Source organism: Kitasatospora hibisci, from assembly GCF_043950205.1.
Taxonomy (GTDB): Bacteria; Actinomycetota; Actinomycetes; order Streptomycetales; family Streptomycetaceae; genus Kitasatospora; species Kitasatospora hibisci.
The window spans coordinates 5,272,692-5,295,183 of record NZ_CP171642.1 but is presented as its reverse complement, the minus strand read 5'-3'; the positions used below and the strand labels follow the sequence as shown (position 1 = coordinate 5,295,183).

General features: G+C 72.3%; 20 protein-coding genes and 1 tRNA gene. 7 read left to right on the top strand and 14 right to left on the bottom strand.

Annotated elements, in window-relative coordinates:
* Positions 1-108 precede the first annotated feature (108 nt).
* From ACF9IK_RS23220 to ACF9IK_RS23205, 4 genes are read right to left on the bottom strand one after another with little or no spacing between them, the layout of a single operon-like run.
* A complete protein-coding gene (locus ACF9IK_RS23220) occupies positions 109-1,584 on the bottom strand; it encodes a DUF445 domain-containing protein (protein WP_395296046.1) in 1,476 nt (491 codons plus the stop codon).
* Positions 1,562-2,521 carry an ABC transporter ATP-binding protein gene (locus tag ACF9IK_RS23215; protein WP_395296045.1) on the bottom strand — a complete coding sequence of 320 codons (960 nt, stop codon included), beginning with the start codon at positions 2,519-2,521 and terminating at the stop codon, positions 1,562-1,564. Before ACF9IK_RS23215 ends, ACF9IK_RS23220 begins: the two co-directional genes overlap by 23 nt.
* Positions 2,522-2,549: 28 nt before the next feature.
* The gene (locus ACF9IK_RS23210; protein WP_395296044.1) at positions 2,550-3,515 is read right to left on the bottom strand and encodes an ABC transporter permease; all 966 of its coding nucleotides are present in this window, start codon (positions 3,513-3,515) and stop codon (positions 2,550-2,552) included.
* Positions 3,508-4,368 (bottom strand): ABC transporter permease, encoded by an 861-nt coding sequence (locus ACF9IK_RS23205; RefSeq protein WP_395296043.1) that lies wholly within the window; start codon positions 4,366-4,368, stop codon positions 3,508-3,510. Before ACF9IK_RS23205 ends, ACF9IK_RS23210 begins: the two co-directional genes overlap by 8 nt.
* Before the next feature lie 227 nt (positions 4,369-4,595).
* Here ACF9IK_RS23205 and ACF9IK_RS23200 point away from each other — a divergent pair, with 227 nt between their 5' ends.
* Positions 4,596-6,965, top strand: a complete 2,370-nt coding sequence (locus tag ACF9IK_RS23200; protein WP_395296042.1) for a transglycosylase domain-containing protein — start codon at positions 4,596-4,598, stop codon at positions 6,963-6,965.
* Between the two features lie 41 nt (positions 6,966-7,006).
* On the opposite strand, the gene ACF9IK_RS23195 is transcribed toward ACF9IK_RS23200, so the two are convergent.
* The 4 genes from ACF9IK_RS23195 to ACF9IK_RS23180 all read right to left on the bottom strand — a co-directional run bounded on the left by ACF9IK_RS23195 (position 7,007) and on the right by ACF9IK_RS23180 (position 9,521).
* Complete coding sequence (locus ACF9IK_RS23195) at positions 7,007-8,182, bottom strand: winged helix DNA-binding domain-containing protein (RefSeq protein ID WP_395296041.1); 1,176 nt, start codon at positions 8,180-8,182, stop codon at positions 7,007-7,009.
* 84 nt (positions 8,183-8,266) lie between these two features.
* Complete coding sequence (locus ACF9IK_RS23190; RefSeq protein WP_395296040.1) at positions 8,267-8,578, bottom strand: hypothetical protein; 312 nt, start codon at positions 8,576-8,578, stop codon at positions 8,267-8,269.
* Between the two features lie 133 nt (positions 8,579-8,711).
* Positions 8,712-9,014: a GroES family chaperonin gene (locus ACF9IK_RS23185; protein WP_375934398.1), complete on the bottom strand. Its 303-nt coding sequence runs from the start codon at positions 9,012-9,014 to the stop codon at positions 8,712-8,714.
* Between the two features lie 189 nt (positions 9,015-9,203).
* Positions 9,204-9,521, bottom strand: coding sequence for a DUF3618 domain-containing protein (locus ACF9IK_RS23180; RefSeq protein ID WP_395296039.1), 318 nt, complete (start codon positions 9,519-9,521; stop codon positions 9,204-9,206).
* 164 nt (positions 9,522-9,685) lie between these two features.
* Here ACF9IK_RS23180 and bcp point away from each other — a divergent pair, with 164 nt between their 5' ends.
* Positions 9,686-10,162 carry a thioredoxin-dependent thiol peroxidase gene (gene bcp / locus ACF9IK_RS23175; protein ID WP_238862760.1) on the top strand — a complete coding sequence of 159 codons (477 nt, stop codon included), beginning with the start codon at positions 9,686-9,688 and terminating at the stop codon, positions 10,160-10,162.
* A gap of 192 nt (positions 10,163-10,354) precedes the next feature.
* On the opposite strand, the gene ACF9IK_RS23170 is transcribed toward bcp, so the two are convergent.
* Entirely contained in the window at positions 10,355-12,688 is a 2,334-nt protein-coding gene (locus ACF9IK_RS23170) for a chitinase C-terminal domain-containing protein (RefSeq protein ID WP_395298660.1), read from the bottom strand.
* Between the two features lie 368 nt (positions 12,689-13,056).
* On the opposite strand from ACF9IK_RS23170, the gene ACF9IK_RS23165 reads away from it, so the two are divergent.
* Together ACF9IK_RS23165 and ACF9IK_RS23160 are read left to right on the top strand one after the other, a co-directional pair.
* On the top strand, positions 13,057-13,716 hold the full coding sequence (locus tag ACF9IK_RS23165) for an HNH endonuclease signature motif containing protein (protein WP_395296038.1): 660 nt from the start codon (positions 13,057-13,059) through the stop codon (positions 13,714-13,716).
* Positions 13,717-13,730: 14 nt separating this feature from the next.
* Positions 13,731-13,808: transfer RNA gene (locus tag ACF9IK_RS23160), tRNA-Leu, on the top strand.
* A 61-nt stretch (positions 13,809-13,869) separates the two neighbouring features.
* Here the strand turns inward: ACF9IK_RS23160 and rdgB are convergent.
* The 4 genes from rdgB to ACF9IK_RS23140 all read right to left on the bottom strand — a co-directional run bounded on the left by rdgB (position 13,870) and on the right by ACF9IK_RS23140 (position 16,257).
* A complete protein-coding gene (gene rdgB, locus ACF9IK_RS23155; RefSeq protein ID WP_395296037.1) occupies positions 13,870-14,475 on the bottom strand; it encodes an RdgB/HAM1 family non-canonical purine NTP pyrophosphatase in 606 nt (201 codons plus the stop codon).
* Positions 14,476-14,528: 53 nt separating this feature from the next.
* Positions 14,529-14,933 carry a hypothetical protein gene (locus tag ACF9IK_RS23150; protein WP_395296036.1) on the bottom strand — a complete coding sequence of 135 codons (405 nt, stop codon included), beginning with the start codon at positions 14,931-14,933 and terminating at the stop codon, positions 14,529-14,531.
* Between the two features lie 175 nt (positions 14,934-15,108).
* Complete coding sequence (gene rph, locus ACF9IK_RS23145; protein ID WP_395296035.1) at positions 15,109-15,834, bottom strand: ribonuclease PH; 726 nt, start codon at positions 15,832-15,834, stop codon at positions 15,109-15,111.
* Between the two features lie 189 nt (positions 15,835-16,023).
* The gene (locus ACF9IK_RS23140) at positions 16,024-16,257 is read right to left on the bottom strand and encodes a glucose PTS transporter subunit EIIB (protein ID WP_238862766.1); all 234 of its coding nucleotides are present in this window, start codon (positions 16,255-16,257) and stop codon (positions 16,024-16,026) included.
* A 402-nt stretch (positions 16,258-16,659) separates the two neighbouring features.
* On the opposite strand from ACF9IK_RS23140, the gene ACF9IK_RS23135 reads away from it, so the two are divergent.
* Positions 16,660-17,949, top strand: coding sequence for a PTS transporter subunit EIIC (locus ACF9IK_RS23135; protein WP_395296034.1), 1,290 nt, complete (start codon positions 16,660-16,662; stop codon positions 17,947-17,949).
* 804 nt (positions 17,950-18,753) lie between these two features.
* On the top strand, positions 18,754-20,019 hold the full coding sequence (locus ACF9IK_RS23130) for a PTS transporter subunit EIIC (RefSeq protein WP_395296033.1): 1,266 nt from the start codon (positions 18,754-18,756) through the stop codon (positions 20,017-20,019).
* Between the two features lie 289 nt (positions 20,020-20,308).
* On the opposite strand, the gene ACF9IK_RS23125 is transcribed toward ACF9IK_RS23130, so the two are convergent.
* Entirely contained in the window at positions 20,309-21,373 is a 1,065-nt protein-coding gene (locus tag ACF9IK_RS23125) for a helix-turn-helix transcriptional regulator (RefSeq protein ID WP_395296032.1), read from the bottom strand.
* A gap of 143 nt (positions 21,374-21,516) precedes the next feature.
* Between ACF9IK_RS23125 and ACF9IK_RS23120 the strand changes: the two genes are divergently transcribed.
* Complete coding sequence (locus ACF9IK_RS23120; RefSeq protein ID WP_395296031.1) at positions 21,517-22,431, top strand: branched-chain amino acid transaminase; 915 nt, start codon at positions 21,517-21,519, stop codon at positions 22,429-22,431.
* Positions 22,432-22,492 lie beyond the last annotated feature (61 nt).

The following is a 22,492-nucleotide window of genomic DNA, read 5'->3' as shown; positions in this document are numbered from 1 at the left end:
TCTCGTCTCTGGTGTTCCGCGGGGGAACGCGCGACGTCCTCCTGGCGCCGGTGGGCGCCGACGGCATCTACGCGCGTATCGAGCAGTGGTCGCAAGGATAGGCAACGCTCACCCTCCCAACGCCACCGCCACGGTGTGGATGAGCAGGCCGGCCAGGGCACCGACCACGGTGCCGTTGATCCGGATGAACTGCAGGTCCCGGCCGACGTTGGCCTCGATCTTGCGCGAGGCGTCGTCCGCGTCCCAGCCTGCCACCGTCTCGGAGATCAGCGAAGTGATCTCCGCCCGGTAGGTGTCGACCAGGTACTGGGCGGCGTCCTGCAGCCAGCCGTCCACCTTGGCCTGGAGCTTGCGGTCCGTCGCGAGGCGCACCCCGAAGTCGCGCACGCCGGTGCGGATGCGCCGGCGCAGTTCGCTCTCCTCGTCCTCGGCGGCGTTCAGCACCAGCGTGCGGACCGCGGCCCAGGTGGAGGCGATGAGGTCCTGCACCTCGGGGCGGGCCAGCAGTTCGACCTTGGCCCGCTCGACCCGGGCGATGGTCTCCGGGTCGGTCTGCAGCTCGGTGGCGAAGTCGGCGAGGAAGCCGTCGATCGCACCGCGGGCCGGGTGGTCGGGGTGGTCGCGGATGTCGGTGACGAACCGCATCAGCTCCTTGTAGACCCGCTCGCCCACCTGGTGGTCGATGAACTTCGGGGTCCAGCCCGGGGTCTTCTGGCTGACCCGCTGGACGACCTCCTCGTGGTTCGCGGTCAGCCAGCCGTGCGCCCGGACCGCGACGAGGTCGACCATGCCGTGGTGCCCGCCGTCGGCGACCACCTTGGCCAGCATCCGGCCGGCCGGCTCGGCGACCGAGGTGGCGGCGGCCCGCCGGGTGACCGCCTCGCCGACCACCGCCTGCACGTCGTCGTCCCGCAGCACCGCGAGCACGCCGCGAAGGGCCGCCGACGCCTCCTTGGTGACCCTCTCGGCACCGCCGGGGGCCGCCAGCCACTCCCCGAGCCGGCGGCCGATCCCGAGCGCGGCCAGCCTGCTGCGGACCACCTGGCCGGCGAGGAAGTTGTCGCCGACGAAGTCGCCGAGCGAGCGGCCGAAGGCGTCCTTCTTGGTCGGGATGATCGCGGTGTGCGGGATCGGCAGTCCGAAGGGGCGGCGGAACAGCGCCGTCACGGCGAACCAGTCGGCCAGCGCGCCGACCATGCCCGCCTCGGCCGCGGCGGCCACGTAGCCGGCCCAGGCGCCGGCGCCGGCCGACTTCGCCCAGGTCGCCAGGGCGAAGACCAGGGTCGCGAAGGCCAGCAGGCCGGTCGCGATGGTCTTCATCCGGCGGACGCCGCGTCTCTTCTCCTCGTCGGCAGCGGTGAACCGCACCCCGGGGCCGGTCCCGCTGAAGGCTTCGTCACTCACCCCGCCAGTCTGCCCGGTGACCGGCGCGGGTGGAGGGCTCGCCCCGCCAACTCGCGCCGGGTGCGCACCACAAGTGCTCCCGCGAGCGCTCCACCGGGCGAGGCGCAGGGGCGTGGGCCCGGGGCGCCGACGGCGGGCCGTCGGCGCCCCGGTGCCGTCAGCCGATCGCGACCTCCGCATACATCCGGGCGATCACGTCCTCGATCGCCGGCTCACGGACCGAGAGGTCGACCAGCGGGTAGCGGTCGGCGACCGCGGCGACGATCGGGGCGGCGCTCTGCCGGGCCGGGAAGGCCAGCCACTGCCGCGGGCCCTCGACCTTCACCACCCGGGCCCCTGCCACCTCGATCGGCGGCCCGGCCTCGGCGAGGTCGACGACCAGGGTCCGCTCGCTGTCGGCCGTGGCGTGCAGGCCCTCCAGGCCGCCGTCGTAGACGACCCGGCCGTGGTCGATCACCATCACCCGGCCGCAGAGCTGCTCGATGTCGGTGAGGTCGTGGGTGGTGAGCAGGACGGTGGTGCCCCGGTCGCGGTTGACCTCGCGCAGGAACTCGCGCACCCGCCCCTTGCTCACCACGTCGAGCCCGATCGTCGGCTCGTCCAGGTAGAGCACCTGCGGGTCGTGCAGCAGCGCCGCCGCGAGGTCGCCGCGCATCCGCTGGCCGAGCGAGAGCTGACGGACCGGCCTGTCCAGCAGCCCGCCGAGGTCGAGGAGTTCGACGCAGCGTTCGAGGTTGGCGCGATATCGGTGGTCGGGGATGCGGTAGAGCCGGCGGGCGAGTTCGTAGGAGTCGCGCAGCGGGAGGTCCCACCAGAGCGTGGTGCGCTGCCCGAAGACGACGCCGATCCGGCGGGCCAGCGCGACGCGCTCGCGGGCGGGGTCGATGCCGGCGACGCGCAGCCGGCCGCCGGTGGGTACCAGGATGCCGGTCAGCATCTTGACGGTGGTGGACTTGCCGGCGCCGTTCGGGCCGATGTAGCCGACGCACTCGCCGGCCGCCACCGTGAAGCTCAGGCCGTCCACAGCGCGGACCTCGCGCTTCTCGCGCCGGAACCGGCCGGCCTTGGTGCGGACGGTGAAGGTGCGCCGGACGTCGTCGAGTTCGATCAGGGTCATGGGAGTTCTCCGTTGTTCCGGGGGTGGGTCAGCTGCCGGTGCCGCGGTACGCGCGCAGGCCCGCGCGCCAGGCCAGGCCGGCCGCGGCGCAGCAGAGCACGGCGGCGACGGGCGAGGCGTACTGGAAGGCGGCGGGCAGCCCGAGCGGATCGGGCCGGTCGAGGATGCGCAGCGCGGGAAGCCAGTTGACGAAGGCCAGCGGGACGCCGAAGACGACGCCGGCCACCAGCTCTCTGGCGAAGATCGTCGGCGGGTACTGAAGCAGGGTGGCGCCGCCGTAGGTGAGGGAGTTCTGCAGCTCGCCGGCCTCGCCCCACCAGAACTGCACGGTGGCACCGCCGATGAAGAGCGCCGCGAAGATCGCGCTGCCGCAGACCAGCAGGACGGGCACCAGCAGGGCCTTGTCCCAGGTCCAGCGGACGTCCAGGGCGGTCAGCGACCAGACGAGCACCCCCGCGCCCTGCAGGGGCCGGCCGAGCCGGCGCAGGGTGAAGCGTTCGGCGCAGAGCTGGGCCAGGGCCGGGGCGGGCCGGATCAGCATGGTGTCGAGGCTGCCGGTGCGGATCCGCTCGCCGAGCGCGTCGGCGGTGCCCACCAGCAGGTTGGCGGTGCCCAGTGCGAAGGACGACGTGCCGTACAGGAAGCCGAGTTCGGGCAGGGTCCAGCCGCCGAGGGCGCTGGTGTGCCGGAACATCAGCAGGACGACGGCGAAGTCGAGGAAGGTGACGACCGTGCTGGCCACGGCCATCAGGGCGAAGGAGAGCCGGTAGGCCATGGTGGAGCGCTGCCACATGGCGGCCACCAGCCACCAGGAGCCGACCGCCCAGCGGACCCGGGCGGTCAGCGGCTCGGCCGGGACGGTCACGGGCCGCCCGGCGGACCCGGCGCGGCCGGCCCCGGCGGCAGGCGTGCCCGCGGCGGACGCGCCCGCGGCGGACGCGCCCGCGGCAGGCGCGCCGGCCGCGGGCGCCTCGGAGCGGACGGTGTCAGCCACCCTGGACCACCACCTTGCGGGTCGCGAGCCGCTGGACGGCCCGGCCTGCGGCGAGCAGCAGGACCGCCCAGAGCAGTTGGAGCCCGAGGATGCCGAGCAGTCCGGCACCGCTGTGCCGCTCCAGGAAGACGTCCGTGGGGATCTGGATCATCGCGGCCCAGGGCAGCAGCGGGGCGAGCTCGCCGAGCCACCCGGGGAAGAGCCCGAGCGGGAGCAGCATCCCGGAGAAGAACATCGTCACCACGACCATGACCGAGCGGATCCCCTCGGCGTCCTGCATCCAGAAGCCGGTGAGCGAGACCAGGAAGCGCAGCCCGAAACTGACCACCACGGCGAGCAGCGCGGAGAGCAGGAACACGGCCCAGACCGCGGGGTCGTGCGGCAGCCGGGTGTCGAAGGCGAACGCGCCCGCCGCGGTCGGCAGGATGCCGCGGGCGAGCAGTTGGAAGCCGGCCCGCCCGAGGTCGGTGGCCAGCCACCAGCCCTGGAAGTCGACCGGGCGGTAGAGGTCGATGGCGATGTCGCCGCTGCGGAAGCGGTCCTTGACGTCGTCCTGGAAGCCGCCGCCCAGGACGGCGACGGTGGCCAGCAGGGCCTGGCTGATCCAGATGTAGGTGACGGCCTGGGCGGTGTCGTAGCCGCCCAGACCGGGCCTGGCCCGCCAGAGGGCGAGGAAGGTGTAGGCGAGGATGAAGCCGAAGACGGTGTTGGTGACGGTGCCGGCCAGGGTGGCGGCGCGGTAGCCGGCGAAGCGGCGGAAGCCGGCGCGGGCGACGGCGAGGTAGAGGCGGGCGGCACCGCCGCCGTCGGGAGGGGGCCTGAGCCGCGTCGCGGCCGGCACGGTGTTCAGCATATTGTCTCCTTGTCGACAAATACGGGCGCGGGGGTGCGCCTGGGAACACCAGCGCACGCCGGAGTAGCCCCGACCGCCGCAACCCGGGGGTACCGGGCCCGACGGGCAGAGCTGCCCGAACTGAGTGCGCTATGTGGTTTGCACCTTTCACCGTACCGCCGGCGATCACCACGCGCATCCGGTTTGCGCAACACCTGATCGCGGATCAAATAGCACATAATCGCCCCATGACTCTGAGGGCAGACCACCGCACCCGGCGCCAGGCCAAACGGGCCGCCCGCCGCGAAGCGCGCCGCGCCAAGCCGCTCTGGCGCCGGCTCCTGCCCACCTGGCGGGTCACCCTCGGCGCGCTCACCGCCGTGCTGCTCCTCGCCGTCGGCTCCTTCGCGGTGCTCTACCTCATCGTCCCGGTGCCCGACGCCAACGCCCACGCCGTCGCCCAGAACAACATCTACCTCTACGCCGACGGCACCACCGAGATCGCCCGCACCGGCGCGGTCAACCGCACCGACGTGACGATCGAGCAGATCCCGCTGGACACCCGGCACGCCGTCGTCTCCGCCGAGGACCGCACCTTCTACCAGAACCGCGGGATCGACCTGTCCGGCATGATCCGGGCCGGCTGGAACACCCTCACCGGCAAGGGCATGCAGGGCGGCTCCACGATCACCCAGCAGTACGTCAAGAACTACTACCTGACCCAGGACCAGACCATCGAGCGCAAGGGCCGCGAGCTCTTCATCGCCCTCAAGGTCGACCAGCAGCGCGGCAAGGACGAGATCCTCTCCGGATACCTCAACAGCAGCTACTTCGGCCGCGGCGCCTACGGCATCCAGAGCGCCGCCCACGCCTACTACGGCGTCGACGTCTCCGCCCTCACCCTCCCCCAGGGCGCCTACCTCGCCGCCCTCCTCCAGGGCCCCAGCATCTACGACGTCAAGACCGCCACCCCCGCCAACCGCGAGAAGGCCCTCGCCCGCTGGAACTACACCCTCGACGGCATGGTCCAGCTCGGCTTCCTCAGCGCCTCCGACCGCGCCGCCACCACCTTCGCCGAGCCGATCGACCCCCAGCCCACGACCGGCCTCAGCGGCCAGGCCGGCTACCTGGTCGGCGTCGCCGACGACTACCTCGTCTCCTCCGGCATCATCGACACCCCCACCCTCAAGGCCGGCGGCTGGCGGATCACCACCACCTTCGACAAGGACAAGCAGGACGCCTTCGCCAAAGCCGTCCAGCAGGAGCTCACCGACGAGCTGGACCCCAAGGCCCGGCCCGCCACCGACACCGACGTCCGCGTCGCCGGCGCCTCCGTCGAGCCCGCCACCGGCCGCGTCGTCGCCGTCTACGGCGGCCCCGACTACGCCAAGCAGCCCTACAACGACGCGCTCCGCCAGGACAACCAGATCGGCTCCACCTTCAAGCCCTTCGACCTCGCCGCCGGCCTCGACTCCGGCCGCAGCAGCGGCGACGGCCGCCCGATCACCACCGAGACCCGCTACGACGGCACCAGCGAGCGCCCCGTCACCGGCGGCCCCACCCCGTACGCGCCGCCCAACGAGGACGACACCGACTACGGCAACATCACCCTGCGCTACGCCATGGTCAAGTCGGTCAACTCGGTCTACGCACAGGAGGGCGTCGACGCCGGGCTCGCGCACGTCCGCGAGACCGCCGTCCGCCTCGGCATCCCCGACAACGTCCGCGGCATGGACCCGGCCAACACCTCGATGACCCTGGGCACCGCGACGCCCAGCGCCCTCAACCTGGCCGGCGCCTACGCCGGGTTCGCCAACCACGGCCAGGCGTTCGCCCCGTGGTCGGTCGTCAAACTCGAACGCGTCCACCCCGGAGGCGCCATCGACGTCCCCAAGATGCCCGACCACGTCGCCACCACCGCGCTCGACCGCGGCACCGCCGACGCCGTCACCGACGTACTGCGCGACGTCGTCACCCCGCGGGGCACCGGCGCCGCCGCCCTCGAACTCGGCCGCCCCGCCGCCGGCAAGACCGGCACCACCGACTCCAACCTCTCGGCCTGGTTCGCCGGCTTCACCCCCGAACTCGCCACCACCGTCGGCCTCTTCCGGGAGCACCCGAAGACCCACGCCAAGGAGCCGCTCTCCGGCACCGCCGGCTTCACCCGGGTCAACGGCGGCGCCTTCCCCACCCAGATCTGGACCGCCTACATGAGCGAGGCGCTCGACGGCACCGACGTCCAGGACTTCGACCTCGAACCCAGCCACGGCAACAGCCGGGGGGAGACCCCGACCACCACCGCGCCCTCGCCGACCGCGACCCCGACCACCACGGCCACGGCCCCGGCGACCGCCACCGCACCCACCCCCAGCGCCCCGGCGCCGACCCAGCCGGCCCCCACCGCCCCGCACCCCGAGCCCAGCCGGCCCGCCGAACCCCCGCAGCCCACCACCGCCCCGCCACCGCCGAACCTCACGCCCGCCCCTGAGCAGCCCTCCGCCCCGCCACAGCAGCCCACCCCCACCGGTCGGCCCACGCCCACCCTCCCGACGGCGCCGCCGACCGCGACCACCCCACCCCAACCCACCGGAGCCGCCACCCCGACCCCGGCCCGGTAGCCGCGCCGGGGTCGGGGCCGGCGGACCCGGCCGGACACGCCCTACGCCGACAGCTCCCGCTCCAGCGGCGTCCGGAAGCGCGGCGTCACCCGCACCTCCCCCAGCCAGCCGGCCAGCCGGCCAGCCTCCGCCGCGACCGCCGCCCCGGCCTGCGCCCCGACGTCCGAGAAGAACCGCCACACCACCTCGCCGTCGGGGCGCTGCGCCCAGCCGCCCACCACCCGGCCGCACCACCACACCGTCGGCCCCGCGTTCCCGGCCCGGTCGAACAGCGCCGGCACGTCCTCCGGCCGCAGGTACCAGTCCCGGCCGCGCCAGCCCATCACCGTCGGGTCCAGCCCCGGCAGCAGCGCCGCCCACGGCTCGGGCTCAGGCACCGGCTCGGTGTCCGACGGCAGCACCAGCCCCGCCCCGCCGCCCGCCAGCGCGACGTCCACCGCGCCCACGTCGCCCAGCGCCCTGCGGGTGTCGCCCAGCGTCCAGCCGGTCCACCACTTCACGTCCTCGACGGTGGCCGGCCCGTACGCCGCCAGCCAGCGGCGCACCACCTCGGCCTTCGCCTCCCGCACCGGTACGTCCGGCCACTGCGCCACCGGCGCCCAGGGGTAGCTGCTGCTCAGCCAGGACCCGCGCGGACGGCACCGACGCACGTGCCCGTCCGAGGCCAGCAGCCGCAGCAGCCGGCTGCCCACGCTCTGCTTCGCCTCGTACGGCTTGCCGGCCGACATCAGCATGGTCTCGCGCAGGGCCGGGACGTCCGCGCCCAGTTCGCCCGTGGTCGCCTCGCCGCGCCGCTCCAGCGCGGCCAGCACCAACCGCTCCGTCTCGGCCAGCCGGGCCTCGTCCCAGCCCTCGGCGAACTCGCGCAGGTGCTTCAGCAGCGTCGCCCGCTCCTTGACGGCGATCGCCCGCGCCGTCGACGCGCTCACGTACGGCGCGAAGCCCTCGGTCACCGCGAAGATCGTCCGCCGCATCGACAGCAGCTTCACCAGCGTGACGTCCTCGTAGAGCGCCCGCTCGACCTCCGCCGCCGACGGCTCCGCCAGCCGGGCGCAGGCCGACAGGTACACCGTCGCCGCGTCGGTGGCGTGCAGGCCCACCAGCGCGTCCGCCACCTGCTCGACCCGGGCCGCCCGGCCGGCGGAGGCCAACAGGTGCCGCCGGCCCAGCCGGGCGCGGCGCTGCTCGTCACTGATCGGAATCGGACCGCTGCTCATGGCGGGACCCTAGCGCCCGCCACCGACACCGCCACCGACACCGACCGCCGGGAGCGGCGTCGACGACGACGGCGGCGGTGGCGCTCAGTCGACCGGTACGAACCCGTCGTCGACCGTCCAGCCCGGCCCCAGCTCGCGGCGCAGCGCGACCAGGGCGGCCCGGGCCCGCGCGTTGAACCGGTCCTGCTCCTCCCGCGGCCAGGGCGACGGGTCCGGCGGGTACTCCTGGTTGAGCGACGACTGGTACCAGTCGGCCAGCTCGGAGAGCTCCGCCCGCAGCGCAGCACCGATCGGCAACCGGTCGAGCTCGGTCGGGTGACCGTACGGGCTCTCCATGTCGTGCGGCCACAGCGGCGTGTCGACGCCGTATTCGTAGAAGTACCGCAGGTGATCCACGTGGTCCCCTCCCCCGGGGTCGGCCCGTTCGGCCGGAGCGTTCAGTGGTCGTGCAGCGGTCAGCGGGCCGTGCAGAGGCCGTGGCGGCCTCGGGTGCGACAGCCGTCGCACCTGAAGGCCCCGGTGCCCCGGATCAGAGGTAGAGGCCGGTCGACCCCTCCGTGTCGCCGAAGCGCATCGCGGCCACCGCGTGCAGGTCGCGCTCGCGCAGCAGCACGTAGGTGGCGCCGCGGACCTCGACCTCCAGCTTGTCCTCCGGGTCGTACAGCACGCGGTCGCCCGGCTCCACCGAGCGCACGCTCTGGCCGACCGCCACGGCCTCCGCCCAGGCGCAGCGCTTGGACAGCTCGGCGGTGGCCGGAATGAGGATGCCGCCGGTGGAGCGGCGCTCACCCTCGCCGCCCTCGGTCTTCACCAGGACGCGGTCGTGCAGCATCTTGATCGGCAGCTTCTCGCCCAGCCGGTCGTGACGCGGCGAGTCGGACTCGTGCGGGGCGGTCTGCGGGGTCGGTTCGTCGTTCGTACTCACGCCCCGAAGGTACCGCTCCCGGGCGGGCGGTGTGACGCTGGCCCGGGATGCGGAAGGGCCGGGCGCCACCGGCACCCGGCCCGGAGGACTCCCCGCTCAGCCCTTGCGGCGCTTGCGGGACGATGCCACCAGCAGGACCAGGCCGACGCCGACCAGCGCGGCCGGGACGATCCGCTCCTTGCGCGGCTGCCCCTTGTCGTCGACGAACTGCGCCTTGGCCTTCTCGACCAGCCCGCTGGCCGCCACGTAGGCCCGGCCGGCCTTCTCCTCCACCGTGGCCACGGCCTTGGCCTTCACCTGGGCGGAGATGGTGCTCGGGTGCACGCGCATGGCCAGCTCGTCCAGGGTCGACGCCAGCTGGGTGCGGGTGCGGGCGATGTCCGCCTCGATCTGGGCGGTCGTCCGCGTCGCCATGTCCTTGCTCGCCTCGCCCACTCGGGCCACCCCAATTCACTGATGTTGTCCTGTGCGACTGACCCAGTCTGTCAGCTGCGCTGCACGGCCGCGCGGCCCCACCCACCATCGGGGGTAAGTTTGCGGTGGTACGACCACCCGTCCACGCACCAGGAGAGTCCCCCGTGTCTGAGCGACTCCAGCCCGGCGACACCGCGCCCGCCTTCAGCCTGTCCGACGCCGACGGCAACCAGGTGTCCCTCGCCGACCACCTCGGCCGCAAGGTGATCGTCTACTTCTACCCGGCCGCGCTCACCCCCGGCTGCACCAAGCAGGCCTGCGACTTCACCGACAACCTGGAGGTGTTCGCCGGCGCCGGCTACGACGTCATCGGCATCTCGCCGGACAAGCCCGAGAAGCTCGGCAGGTTCCGCGAGGCCGAGGACCTCAAGGTCACCCTGCTCTCCGACCCGGACCACGCCGTCCTGGAGGCCTACGGCGCGTACGGCGAGAAGCAGAACTACGGCCGGACGTACGTCGGCGTGATCCGCTCCACCGTCGTCGTCGACGAGCAGGGCAAGGTCGAGCGCGCCCTCTACAACGTCAAGGCCACCGGCCACGTGGCCAAGCTGCTGCGCGACCTCAAGGTCGAGGCCGCCTGACCGGACTCCCCTCCGGGGCACGGCCGGTGTCACTTCGTCACCGCCGTGTCCCGGCGCTGTCCGCGCTCCGCGCGATCCCTGACGGGCGGAGCGCGAGCGGCGGCCCGTGCCGGGCACGACGCAGCGGTGGCGGCGCACCCCCCGACCGGGTGCACCGCCACCGCCGTTCCTCACCTCGGCGGACCGCCGTGATCAGCAGGCCCCGAGGTCGCTCCAGACTCCCCAGGCTCCGCTGAGCGAGGGGTCCTCACCCTTGGTCCACCACTTGTTCTGGTAGTAGTGGCCCTTCCACGACACCTTGGTGGTGGTCGCGTAGGTGGTGGCCGCGTCCCAGCTCGGGGCTCCGGCGCAGCCCGCCGGAGTCGTGGGCGGGGTCGTCGGCGGGGTGGTGGGCGGGGTGGTGGGCGGCGTCGTGGGCGGGGTGGTCGGCGGCGTCGTGGGCGGGGTGGTCGGCGGGGTGCTCCCGTCCGTCGCACCGCGGGTCAGGTCGCCCTTCAGGCCGTACAGTGTGCCGCCGACGTTGACCGTCCAGTTCGACGGCGTCGACACCGGCAGGTAGTAGACGAAGTCCATGTCGATCGACGCGCCCGGCGCCAGCGACTGCCAGCCGGGCAGCTTCACCGACACCCGGTTGTAAGTGCCCTTGAGGCCCCCCACGTTGCCCGGCCCGGGGTTGTCCTGCTTGATGACGGTCAGGCCGAAACCGGACTGGTCCTTGGCGTTGCCCGGGGCGGAGTTGCTGTAGTCGAACTGGAACTCGGTGCCGCCCGGCAGGGTCAGCGTCGAGTTGTTGACGATGTGGATCTTCGGGTTGATCGGGTAGTTCGAGTCACCCAGCGCGAAGTTGGTGAACGACACGTCGACCGGCAGGGTCTGCTGCGGCAGCGCCGTGGTCGCGCGGACGGCGCCGTACGGGGTGGCCGCCTTGAACTTGTCGTACATCACCGAGGTCAGCGTCGAGCCCGGCACGTACTGGCCCTTGCCGCCGTTGGCGGCCGCGTCCCACTTGTAGTCGCCCGCGAGCTCCCAGATCATCGCACCGCCGGCACCCCGGTCGACGATGTAGTCCGCCTTGGCGGCCACCGACTGCTCGTCCTCGGTGGAGAGGAACACCTTCTTGGTGTCGTTCCACAGCCACGGCGCCACCAGGGCGGAGCTGTAGTTGCGCGTGTAGGTGCCCTGCAGCGCGGTGTCCGTCACGCCGTACTCGGCGAGGTAGTCGGGCACGACGCCCTTCTCCAGGTTCTTCGCGTGCCACATCGGGTTCGACCCGGCCGGGGACTCCTTGCCCGCGTCGTCCTTGTCGTTCCAGATGTTGTCGATGCCGACCGCGCCGTCACCGCAGGTGGTCAGGCCGGAGCCGACCGGGCAGGTGTTGGTGGACGAGGTGCCCCAGAGGCCGTTGGTGCCGCCGGTGACGTTCTTGAACCCGCGGGTGTAGTACGGCAGGCCGACGTTGATCCGGCCGCCGGGCATCGCGCCGCGGAAGTAGTGGTACGACCAGTCCGCGTTCAGGTAACCGATCCCGCCGTACTGCGCGGTGCCGTAGACGTTGGCCGCCGCCAGCTCGCCGTCCTTGCCGTCGTCGAACAACGAGGCGTTCGGGCCGACGTACTTGTTCCAGGCGCCGTGCAGGTCGTACGACATGATGTTGACGTAGTCCAGGTACTGCGCGACCTGGAAGGTCTCCATCCCCCGCAGCAGGTACCCGGACGACGGGGCCGCGACCGAGAGCAGGTAGTGCCTGCCGTCGGCGGCTCCGGCCCGGTCCAGCTTCTCGCGCAGCGTCTTCATCAGCGCCGCGTAGCCCTTGGCCAGCGAGCCGCGCTTGCCGTTGGCGAGCTGCCAGTCCAGCGGGTTGCCCGCGTCCTTCATCGAGGTCGGGTACTCGTAGTCGATGTCGACGCCGTTGAAGCCGTACTTCTTGATGAAGTCGACCGCCGAGGTGGCGAAGGTGTCGATGCCGGCCTGGTTGACGCTGCCGTCCGGGTTGACGGTCATCGAGTAGAAGCCGCCGGAGTTGACGCGCTTGCCGTCGTCGCCGAAGTACCCGCCGGTCTCGGTCCAACCGCCCACCGAGATCATGGTCTTGACGTTCGGGTACTGCTTCTTGAACTTCGTCAGCAGGTTGAAGTGGCCCTTGTAGGGCAGCGACGGGTCCAGTTCGGCGCCGGGAACGCCCGGGAACGAGATGCCGGTGGCCTCGTTCTTGTCGTTGTCGGTGCCGACGGAGATCTTGTTGTCGCCGCCGACGTGCCCGAACGCGTAGTTGAGGTGGGTGACCTTGTCCCAGGGGATGTCGCTCACCAGGTAGGGCGGCGTGCCGTCCTTGCCGGTCCGCCAGCCGGTGAAGTAGCCGATGATGCGGCGCTGGTGGTCTGCGCCCATCTTCTCGCGGCCGCTGGTGTCGTAGACGCTGCAGTACGGGACGTCGACCCCGGGGGTCTGGTACAGCCCGTCGGGGCGGCAGGCCGCGTTGTCGACGGCGGCGGACGCCTGCGAGGGCGCCGCGCCCAGCGTCGCCATCAGCAGGCCGGCCAGGCCGACGGCCGCCAGCGAGGCCAGGCCCGCTCGGGCGGCCGGGCTCGTGGAGCGGCGATCGGCGGTGGGACGCCGCGTCGCCGTGCTTCGGATCAACACTCGGTCCTCCGGGAGAGAGTGTCGGCGCGTGCCTGTGGGGGAGCACGCTCGTGGGGGAATGCAGAATTGGCGCTGAAGGTATGTGGTCTGAACCACATAGGTCAATAGGTCTGTACCAATTGACCGCCAGTTTCCTTGAACCGACCACCGGAACCTCCGGTTCCGACGACCTCCCGACAAGGCCGTGACCGATCCTCGCGCCGGTCGTTCACCGACCGGGGGACGGGCGCACACCAGCCCGAACGGGGACGACCATGACGATCAAGTACACGCGCGAACTGCTCGCGGCCGCCGCGGCGACGACCGCCTCGCTCGACGAGATGCTCACCACCCTCGGCAGGGAGCCGAACGCTTACAACCGCTCCTACCTCCGACAGCGGATCAAGGCGTACGGCATCGACGCCTCTCACTTCCCTCCCGCCGGAACGATCTACACCAAGGAGTTGCTGCAGGAAGCCGTATCGGCCTCCCACAGCGTGGCGGGCGTGGTGCGATACCTCGGCCAGCGCCAGGCCGGCGGCACCCAGGCGCACATCGGGCGCCGAATCAAGGCCTTCGGCATCGACACCTCGCACTTCACGGGCCAGGCCCACAACCGCGGCAAGACATCCCCCAGGCGGCTCCCACCCGAAGAAGTTCTGGTTCAGCGGCCAATGGAGGCCAAGCGGATCCCAGGTGTCCGCATTCGCCGAGCCCTGGCCGCACTCGGACGCCCCGAATGCTGCGAGGGCTGCGGCACGGGATCCGAATGGCGAGGGCGCCCGCTCACGCTGGAGGTCGACCACATCAACGGCGACTGGTCGGACAACCGGCCCGGGAATCTCAGACTGCTCTGCCCGAACTGTCACGCCGTCACCGAGACCTACTGTGGGCGGAACAAGAATCGGTCCGCCCACATCCCCGGCAGCCGGTAGGCTAGTGCTCGCGTGCGCCCGTACCCCAGCTGGCTAGAGGGTTGCGACTTAGGATCGCAGTGTCGTGGGTTCGAGTCCCACCGGGCGTACCAAGCAGAATGGCCCGCCGACCTTTGATTCGAAGGTGGGCGGGCCATTGTCGTTACTGCCCACTCAGCCCAGCAGGTCCTTCACCACCGGGGCCAGGGCGCGGAAGGCCTGGCCCCGGTGGCTGATGGCGTTTTTCTCCGCCGGGGTCAGCTCGGCGCAGGTGCGGGTCTCGCCGAGGGGCTGGAGGATCGGGTCGTAGCCGAAGCCCCCGTCACCGGACGGCGCGGTGCGGAGGGTGCCGAGGAGGCGGCCCTCGACGACGCGCTCGGTGCCGTCGGGCAGGGCGAGGGCAGCCGCGCAGGAGAAGTGGGCGCCACGGTGGACGGCGTCGATGTCGGAGAGCTGGGCGAGCAGGAGCTCCAGGTTGGCGCGGTCGTCGCCGTGCTTGCCGGCCCAGCGGGCGGAGAAGATGCCGGGGGCGCCGTTCAGTACGTCCACGCAGAGGCCGGAGTCGTCGGCCACGGCGGGCAGGCCGGTGGCGCGGGCGAGCGCGTGGGCCTTGAGGAGCGCGTTCTCGGCGAAGGTCACGCCGGTCTCGGGGACGTCCGGGACCTCGGGGTAGGCGTCGGCACCGACCAGTTCGACGTCGAGGCCGGCGTCACCCAGGATGGCCCGGAGCTCGGCGACCTTGTGCTGGTTGCGGGTGGCGAGAATCAGACGGGTGGACATGAACCCACCCTAACCGCCCTGATCGCCCGGGTCCGGGCCCGGGCCCGGCGGCGTCAGCCGGTGCAGATCTTGGTGAGGTTGCCTGCGGCATCGCCCAGCGGCTTGAGGTCCGGGACCTGCTTGTTGTTGACGGCCTGCTGGAGCTTGTCGACCTGGGTGTTGAGGTCGGTGACGGCCTTGGCGACGTCGGTGTTCGAGGAGTTCTCGCCCAGCTGGTCCAGGTCGTTCTTCAGCTTCTGCAGCGATTGCCCGGCGGCGGCCGCGTCGTTGCTCGCGTTGTTGAACGCGGAGACGACGTCGTTGACGTCACCCGTGATGGTGACGGCGGTGTTGCCGCAGTCGATGGCCTTCTGGACGGCCGAGCAGCTGACCACGCTGAGCGGCAGGACGGCGATGAGCGCGGCCACTGCGAGGACGGCGGGGCGGGTGATGCCGGCGCGGGCGATGCTGTCGGGCATCAAGTCCTCCTCGGGGCGCGGGTTCCGTAGGGGAGGGACGCGCGCGAGAGGCTCGCGGTTCCCGCAACGGTGTGCTGCGGGAACCGTACGGTCTCCGGGCCCGGCGTGTAAACGCCGGACCCGGAGAGCCGGTGGTGAAGCGGGGTGAAGCAGGAGGGAGCGACGTGAAGGGGGGTCAGCCCTCCAGGGCCTTGCGCTGGATCTCGTCCAGCCCGGCGCAGCCGAGGGTGCCGAGGTCGAGGAGCCGGTCGAGCAGGGCACGGTCGAAGGGGGCGCCCTCGGCGGTGCCCTGGACCTCGACGAAGCGGCCGTCGGAGGTGCAGACGATGTTCATGTCGGTCTCGGCGCGGACGTCCTCCTCGTACTGGAGGTCGAGCATGGGGACGCCGTCGATGATGCCGACGCTGACGGCGCTCACGCCGCCGGTGATCGGCTGGCCCTTGGCGCGCAGGATCTTCTTCTCCCGGGCCCAGGAGACGGCGTCGACGAGGGCGACGTAGGCGCCGGTGATGGCGGCGGTGCGGGTGCCGCCGTCGGCCTGGAGGACGTCGCAGTCGAGCACGATGGTGTTCTCGGCCAGCGCGCGGTGGTCGATGACGGCGCGCAGGGAGCGGCCGATCAGGCGGCTGATCTCGTGGGTGCGGCCGCCGATCCGGCCCTTGACGGCCTCGCGGTCGCCGCGGGTGTTGGTGGCGCGCGGGAGCATGGAGTACTCGGCGGTGACCCAGCCCTCGCCGCTGCCCTTGCGCCAGCGCGGGACGCCCTCGGTGACGCTGGCGGTGCACAGCACCTTGGTGTCGCCGTAGGAGATGAGGACGGAGCCTTCGGCGTGCTTGCTCCAGCCCCGTTCGATGGTGACGGGGCGGAGCTGGTCGGGGGTGCGGCCGTCGATGCGTGACATAGGCACCGAGCGTAGTCGCTCCGCCGGGTGCTCCGGGTTCGCCCCGACCGGTGCGGAACGTGCCCCGATGGCCTCGGCCCGCCGGCCCCGGAGGGCGGGCGGGCCGAGGCGGCGCGTCCGGGCGCGGTGCCCGGGTGTCCCGGGCGTGGCTCGGTCGGCGGGCCGGGCGGTGAGCCTGGTGGGCTCAGCTCACATCATGTCCTCGATGTCGGCGGCGATCGGGTCGGCGTCGGTGCCGATGACGACCTGGATCGCGGTGCCCATCTTGACGACGCCGTGGGCGCCGGCGGCCTTCAGCGCGGCCTCGTCGACGAGGGAGGCGTCCTTGACCTCGGTGCGCAGGCGGGTGATGCAGCCCTCGACCTCTTCGATGTTCTCGATGCCGCCCAGACCGGCGACGATCTTCTCAGCCTTGCTGGCCATCTGTCTCTCCCTCTGTCTCGGCCCGCCGGCTGCTCTGCCGGGCGCCGTCCTGCGCTGTGCTGGGTCCCCCCGGCCGGAGGCCGGGGGCGGGTCGGTTCCGGTACTGACGCGGATTCAGCAGCCGTCGCGCCGCAACGCGGCGCGACAAGCATCGCCCGATCTGGACCGGCCTGCCACGTTAGTCCACTTTTGGCCCATTTCGGCGCGCACCGTCTGGATCTTCGTCCGAGGATGGCGATCAGCGGGGCTTCGTCCCGGCGCGCGCGGCCTGCGTTCCGAAAGTGGTCTACACCAATATATGTGTACTCCGACGAACGCAGGAAGGGCCCCGGTGGTTCCAGAGCCCCGCCCGGCGGCCCCGACCGGGGGATCCGCGGCCGGCAGCTGCTCGGAGGGCGACGGATGAGTTCGGCAGGCGCCACGGCCCCGCGGACCGCGTGGTGGCACACCTTCTACGGCGGGCTCCAGAAGATGGGCCGCTCGCTGCAGCTGCCGGTGGCGGTGCTCCCGGCGGCCGGCATCCTCAACCGGCTCGGCCAGCCCGACGTCTTCGGCCCGGAAGGCCTGGGCTGGGACAACGTGGCCAAGGTCTTCGCGGCGGCGGGCGGAGCCCTGCTGGACTCCTCGTTCGGCCTGCCGATGCTGTTCTGCGTCGGCGTCGCCATCGGCATGGCCAAGAAGGCGGACGGCTCGACGGCGCTCGCGGCGGTGGTCGGATTCCTCGTCTACTTCGAGGTGCTCCAGGCCTTCCCCGAGAAGTGCAAGCCGCCGACGGTGCTGATCAGCGACCAGTGCATCGACTTCACCTCGGCCAAGGCCGCGGCCGCGGTGTACCAGAACCCGGGCGTGCTGGGCGGCCTCCTGCTGGGCCTCATCTCGGCCTGGCTCTGGATGCGCTTCCACCGCACCAAGCTGGTGGACTGGCTGGGCTTCTTCAACGGCCGCCGGCTGGTGCCGATGATCACTGCCGTGGCGGGCCTGCTGCTGGCCTGCCTCTCGGTCTGGGTCTGGCCGCCGATCGGCCGCACCCTCACCGACCTGAGCCAGCACCTCTCCGACCTGGGCTCGGTCGGCGCCGGCATCTTCGGCGTCCTCAACCGCGTGCTGCTGCTGGTCGGCATGCACCAGTTGCTGAACTTCTTCCTCTGGTTCCAGTTCGGCGACTACACCAAGCCGGACGGCGCCATCGTCCACGGCGACATCCCGCGCTTCCTGGCGGGCGACCCGACGGCCGGGCAGTTCACCTCCGGCTTCTTCCCCATCATGATGTTCGCCCTGCCCGCCGCCGCGCTGGCGATCGCCCACTCGGCGAAGCCCCACCGCCGCAAGGAGATCTACGGCCTGATGCTCTCGGTCGGCCTGACCTCCTTCGTCACCGGCATCACCGAGCCGATCGAGTACTCCTTCGCCTACATCGCGCCCGCCCTGTACGCGGTGCACGCCCTGTTGACCGGTGCGTCGATGGCGATCACCTGGGGTCTCGGGGTCCACGACGGGTTCAGCTTCTCGGCCGGCCTGATCGACTACGCGCTCAACTGGGGGCTCGCCACCAAGCCCTGGCTGATCCTTCCGATCGGGGCCTGCTTCGCCGTCGTCTACTACGCGCTGTTCCGCTTCATCATCGTGAAATTCGACGTGAAGACCCCCGGGCGCGAGGACGAGAGCGAGGTCGAGGACGTGACCAAGGCATAGGCCGAGCGCCACCGCGCATTATCCGGAACAGTCTCCTAGAAGCAGCCCCGGCCCGGAGGCCTCCGGCATTTCCGGAAAACGATTCGGCCCGCACTTCCGGAGCGCCGGAATTTCCACTGCGGGAATTCGGCGACGGCCCGCCCGGCGCGGCCGGGCAGGCCCCGGCACTGCCCGGACAGTGCTGCGGCGACGCCGGGCGGGGCTGCGCCCGGGCCCGGGCGGCCGCGTCCGCGGCACGCCGGCCGGGTGGGGGAATGATCGCCACCGGCGCGCGCGGGACGACCCGACAATCGGCGACCGCCGTTCCACAAGGGCGCCGCCACGGGTTTCTCGGAGCGGACGGGACGCAGTCCTCGACTCCGCCGTGATCGGCCCACGGGAAATCCGGACTCCGGGGGGTGGCGGGAGGGACCTCCGGCCGGTCGCGGCGGGCCGTGGCCGACCCGCCCGCCACCCGCCCCGCCGCGACCGGCCGGGCGGCGGGAGCGGGCTCGGTCGCCGCCCCGCGCCGACCGGGCCACGCAGCGCGCCGGGCCCGCCCGGCCGGCCCCCGCCGGGCGACCGAGCCTTTTTGTTGCGCAAATAGCCAAAATCCCAATCGCGGCGGGTAATCATGATCGCCGCTCCGTGGGTAGGTTTCGATTTCATAGCGCTTCCCGTCGACACCGCTTTCGAGGGTTCCCCCCCTTCCCCGCCCGTGCTACAAAACTGGTCTACACCACGTGTGGTGTAGACCAGTTCGCGGTTCGGCCCCCTGTGCATCCATCCCCGACCGACCCGCCCTGCCGTTAGGAACCCACCCCCATGAGTCAGTCTGCGCAGGCACCGGCGCCCGCCGCGGCTCCGGCCCCGGCCCCGGCCAAGAAGTTCGGCTCCGGCCTCCTCCCCGGCCTCCAGAAGGTCGGCCGCAGCCTCCAGCTCCCCATCGCCGTGCTGCCCGCGGCCGGCCTGCTGGCTCGCCTGGGCCAGCCGGACGTCCACGAGAGCTGGCACTTCCCGGCGAAGCTGGTCGAGGTCTTCGGCGCCGCCGGCACCGCGATCACCGGCGCCCTGCCGCTGCTGTTCTGCGTCGGCATCGCCATCGGCTACGCCAAGAAGGCGGACGGCTCCACCGCGCTCGCCGCGCTGGTCGGCTACCTCGTCTTCAAGAACGTGCTGACCGCGTTCCCGGCCGACGGCACCGTCACGGCGGCCGTGCCGAAGGGCGAACCGCAGAACCCGGGCGTGCTCGGCGGCATCGTCGTCGGCCTGCTCTCCGCGATCCTCTGGCAGAAGTTCCACCGCACCAAGCTGGTGGACTGGCTGGGCTTCTTCAACGGCCGCCGCCTGGTGCCGATCATCATGGCCTTCGTCGGCACCGGCCTGGGCATCCTCTTCGGCCTCTGCTGGCAGCCGATCGGTGACGCGATCTCCAACGTCAACGACGGCCTGGTGGGCGCGGGCGCGGCCGGCGCCGGCATCTTCGGCCTGATCAACCGCGCGCTGATCCCGATCGGCATGCACCAGTTCGTCAACACCTACGCGTGGTTCCAGACCGGCGACTACACCGCCGCCGACGGCACCGCCGTCCACGGCGACATCAACCGCTTCCTGGCGGGCGACCCGACCGCCGGCCAGTTCATGTCCGGCTTCTTCCCGATCATGATGTTCGCGCTGCCCGCCGCCGCGCTGGCCATCGCCCACGCCGCCCGTCCGGAGCGCCGCAAGGTCGTCCTGGGCATGATGACCTCGCTCGCCCTCACCAGCATCGTCACCGGTGTCACCGAGCCGATCGAGTTCACCTTCCTCTTCATCGCCCCGGCGCTCTACGCCGTGCACGCCGTCCTGACCGCCGTCTCGATGGCGGTGACCTGGGCCCTCGGCGTCCACGACGGCTTCAGCTTCTCGGCCGGCCTGATCGACTACGCGATCAACTTCCACCTGGCCTCCAAGCCGCTGCTGATCATCCCGATCGGCCTGGTCTTCGGCGCGATCTACTACTTCGTGTTCCGCTTCGCGATCGTCAAGTTCAACCTCAAGACCCCCGGTCGTGAGGACGACGACGAGATCGAGGACGTGACCAAGGCGTAACGCCCGTCGCCTCCCCCGCGCCGCTCACGGCCCCGCCCCGCCGCCTGCTCCCCCAGGCGGCGGGGCGGGGCCGTTCTGCGTTCAGTGCGCCGGGCCGGCGGCGGTAACGAGGACCCGGACGCCGAGACGCCGAGACGCCGATCGAGAACGCCGGAGGAACTCCGAGGCCTCACCGTGCCCCGCCGCTGCACCTCTCCACGGCCCTCGACAGCCCCGGCCGCCCGGTTCGCCCGCGCCCGGAATCCGACCGGGTCCGGGGCCGGTACCGGCGCCCGCTCCGGCGTCGGCCTCAGATCCGGCCGAGGCGGGCGGCGTACACGCCGGCCTGGAAGCGGCTCTCCGCGCCCAGGTCCGCCGTCAGGTCGGCCACCAGCCGGCGCACTGTCCGCTCGGAGACCTCCAGCTTCCGGGCGATCGCCGCGTCGGTCAGCCCGGCCGCCAGCATCTTCAGCACCTCATTGTGGCGGTCCGTCACATCCGTTGCGCCGGAGATGAGTTCCGGCGGAGTCCAGGCCGCCGACCAGAAGTACTCGAACAGCTCCGCCACCAGCGCGACCAGGGCCGGCTCGCGGACCACCACGGCCGCCTGCTCCTCCGTCGCGCAATCGCCCTCCCCCGGGCCGGAGCCCGGACCGGAGCCGGAGGAGCCCGAACCCGGCGCGGGCAGGATGGCCAGGCGGGCGTCGACCGCGATGAGCCAGAGCGGCAGCGAGTGGGCGACCCTGATCCGGGCGCCGGCCGCGGCGAGCTCCCGGACGTGCGCGAGGACGGCGGGCCGGCGCAGCGCGGCGGCCGGGTAGATGGTGCGCAGGGCGGCGCCGTGGGCGAGGGCGAGCCGTTCGCGGGCGAGCTTGCCCGCCAGCGCAGGGCCGGAGAGGTCCTGGCCCGGGCGGAGCGACAGTGCCTCGGTGCGGGCGCCGCGGGCGGAGTCCTCCAGCAGGGCGGCGATCCGGTCAGGGCCGTGGACCAGTTCGAGGGTGGTGCCGGTGTGCCGGCGGTGCTGGAGCGGCAGGTAGCCGGTGTGCAGGCGGTCCACCGAGTCGCGGGCCCGGCGCAGCGCCTCGACCAGGGCGGCGACCTGGGCGTCGGTGTCGAGCAGCAGCTGGCGGACGGCGGTGTCGACGGACACCACGGCGTGGCTCCCGGCGGCCCCGGTGCCGCCGCCGTCCCCGGCGGACGGGGTGGCGGCGGCGGGCTGGAGCAGTCCGAGGCCGAGCAGCTCGGCGGTGGCGGCCGCGAGGCGGCGCTCGTCCCAGCCCTGCCCGAGGGCGGTAGGCGGTAGGCCGGGTTCGGCGAGCAGGCGGGCGTAGAGCAGCGTGGCGTCGCTGTCGTGGCGGCCGGCGGAGCTCTCCATCGGCGGCAGCGTAGTGAGCGGGCGGCCGCGCGGGCGGGGGTTTCCGAGGGGCGAGACGGCTCCGCTTCCGCTCCCGGTCATGGCCGGTTCCGGTCGGGGTGGTACGGCTGACCCGCCGCGGAGCGGTGGTCAGGATGGGCCGCATGGCTCTTTCCGAAGCTTCGACGATCTGGCTGGACGGCGCGCTGGTGCCCTGGCAGGCGGCGCAGACACACGTCCTGACGCACGGACTGCACTACGGGACAGGGGTGTTGGAGGGTACCCGGGTGTTCGCCACGGCGGACGGTCCGGCGGTGTTCCGACTGCCCGAGCACTTGCACCGGCTGGGCCTCAGCGCGCGCATGCTGCGCATGGAACTCCCATACAGTTTGAAGGAGTTGACCGATGCCACGGTCGACCTGGTGCGCGCCAACGGCCACCGCGACTGCTACCTGCGGCACTTCGCCTTCCTGGGCTACGGCTCGATGGGCCTGGACATGCGCTTCTCGCCGACCACGACGGCGATCGCGAGCTGGCACTGGCAGCCCCAACTCCCCGCCGAAGGGCGCGGGATCAGGGTCAAGACGAGCAGTTGGCGGCGGAACGACGCGAACGCGGTGCCGCCGGCCGCCAAGGCGACCGGTCCGTATCTGAACTCGGTGCTGGCCCGCCGGGAGGCGACCGACGCGGGGTACGACGAGGCGCTGCTGCTCGGCCCGGACGGTTCGGTGAGCGAGTGCACCGGCGAGAACGTGTTCGCGGTTCGGAACGGTGTGCTGCGGACGCCCCCGGCGAGCGCGGGTGCGCTGGAGGGCATCACCCAGGACACGGTGCTGGAGCTGGCCCGCGGCCTGGGTGTCCCGGTGCGGGTGGAGGGCCTGCTGCGCTCGGACCTCTACGCGGCGGACGAGGTGTTCGTCTGCGGGACGGCGGCCGGCGTCGTTCCGGTGCGCTCGCTCGACGACCGCGAGCTGCCGGCGGCGCCCGGCCCGCTGACGGCTCGGCTGCAGGAGGCGTACGAGGCGGCGGTGTCGGGCACCGACCCGCGCTACCGGCACTGGCTGACGCCGGTGGAGTGACACCTTCGGCGCCCGTGCGGGAGCGGGGAGCTCCAGGAGCCCGGGAGAACCGGGCCGGTCG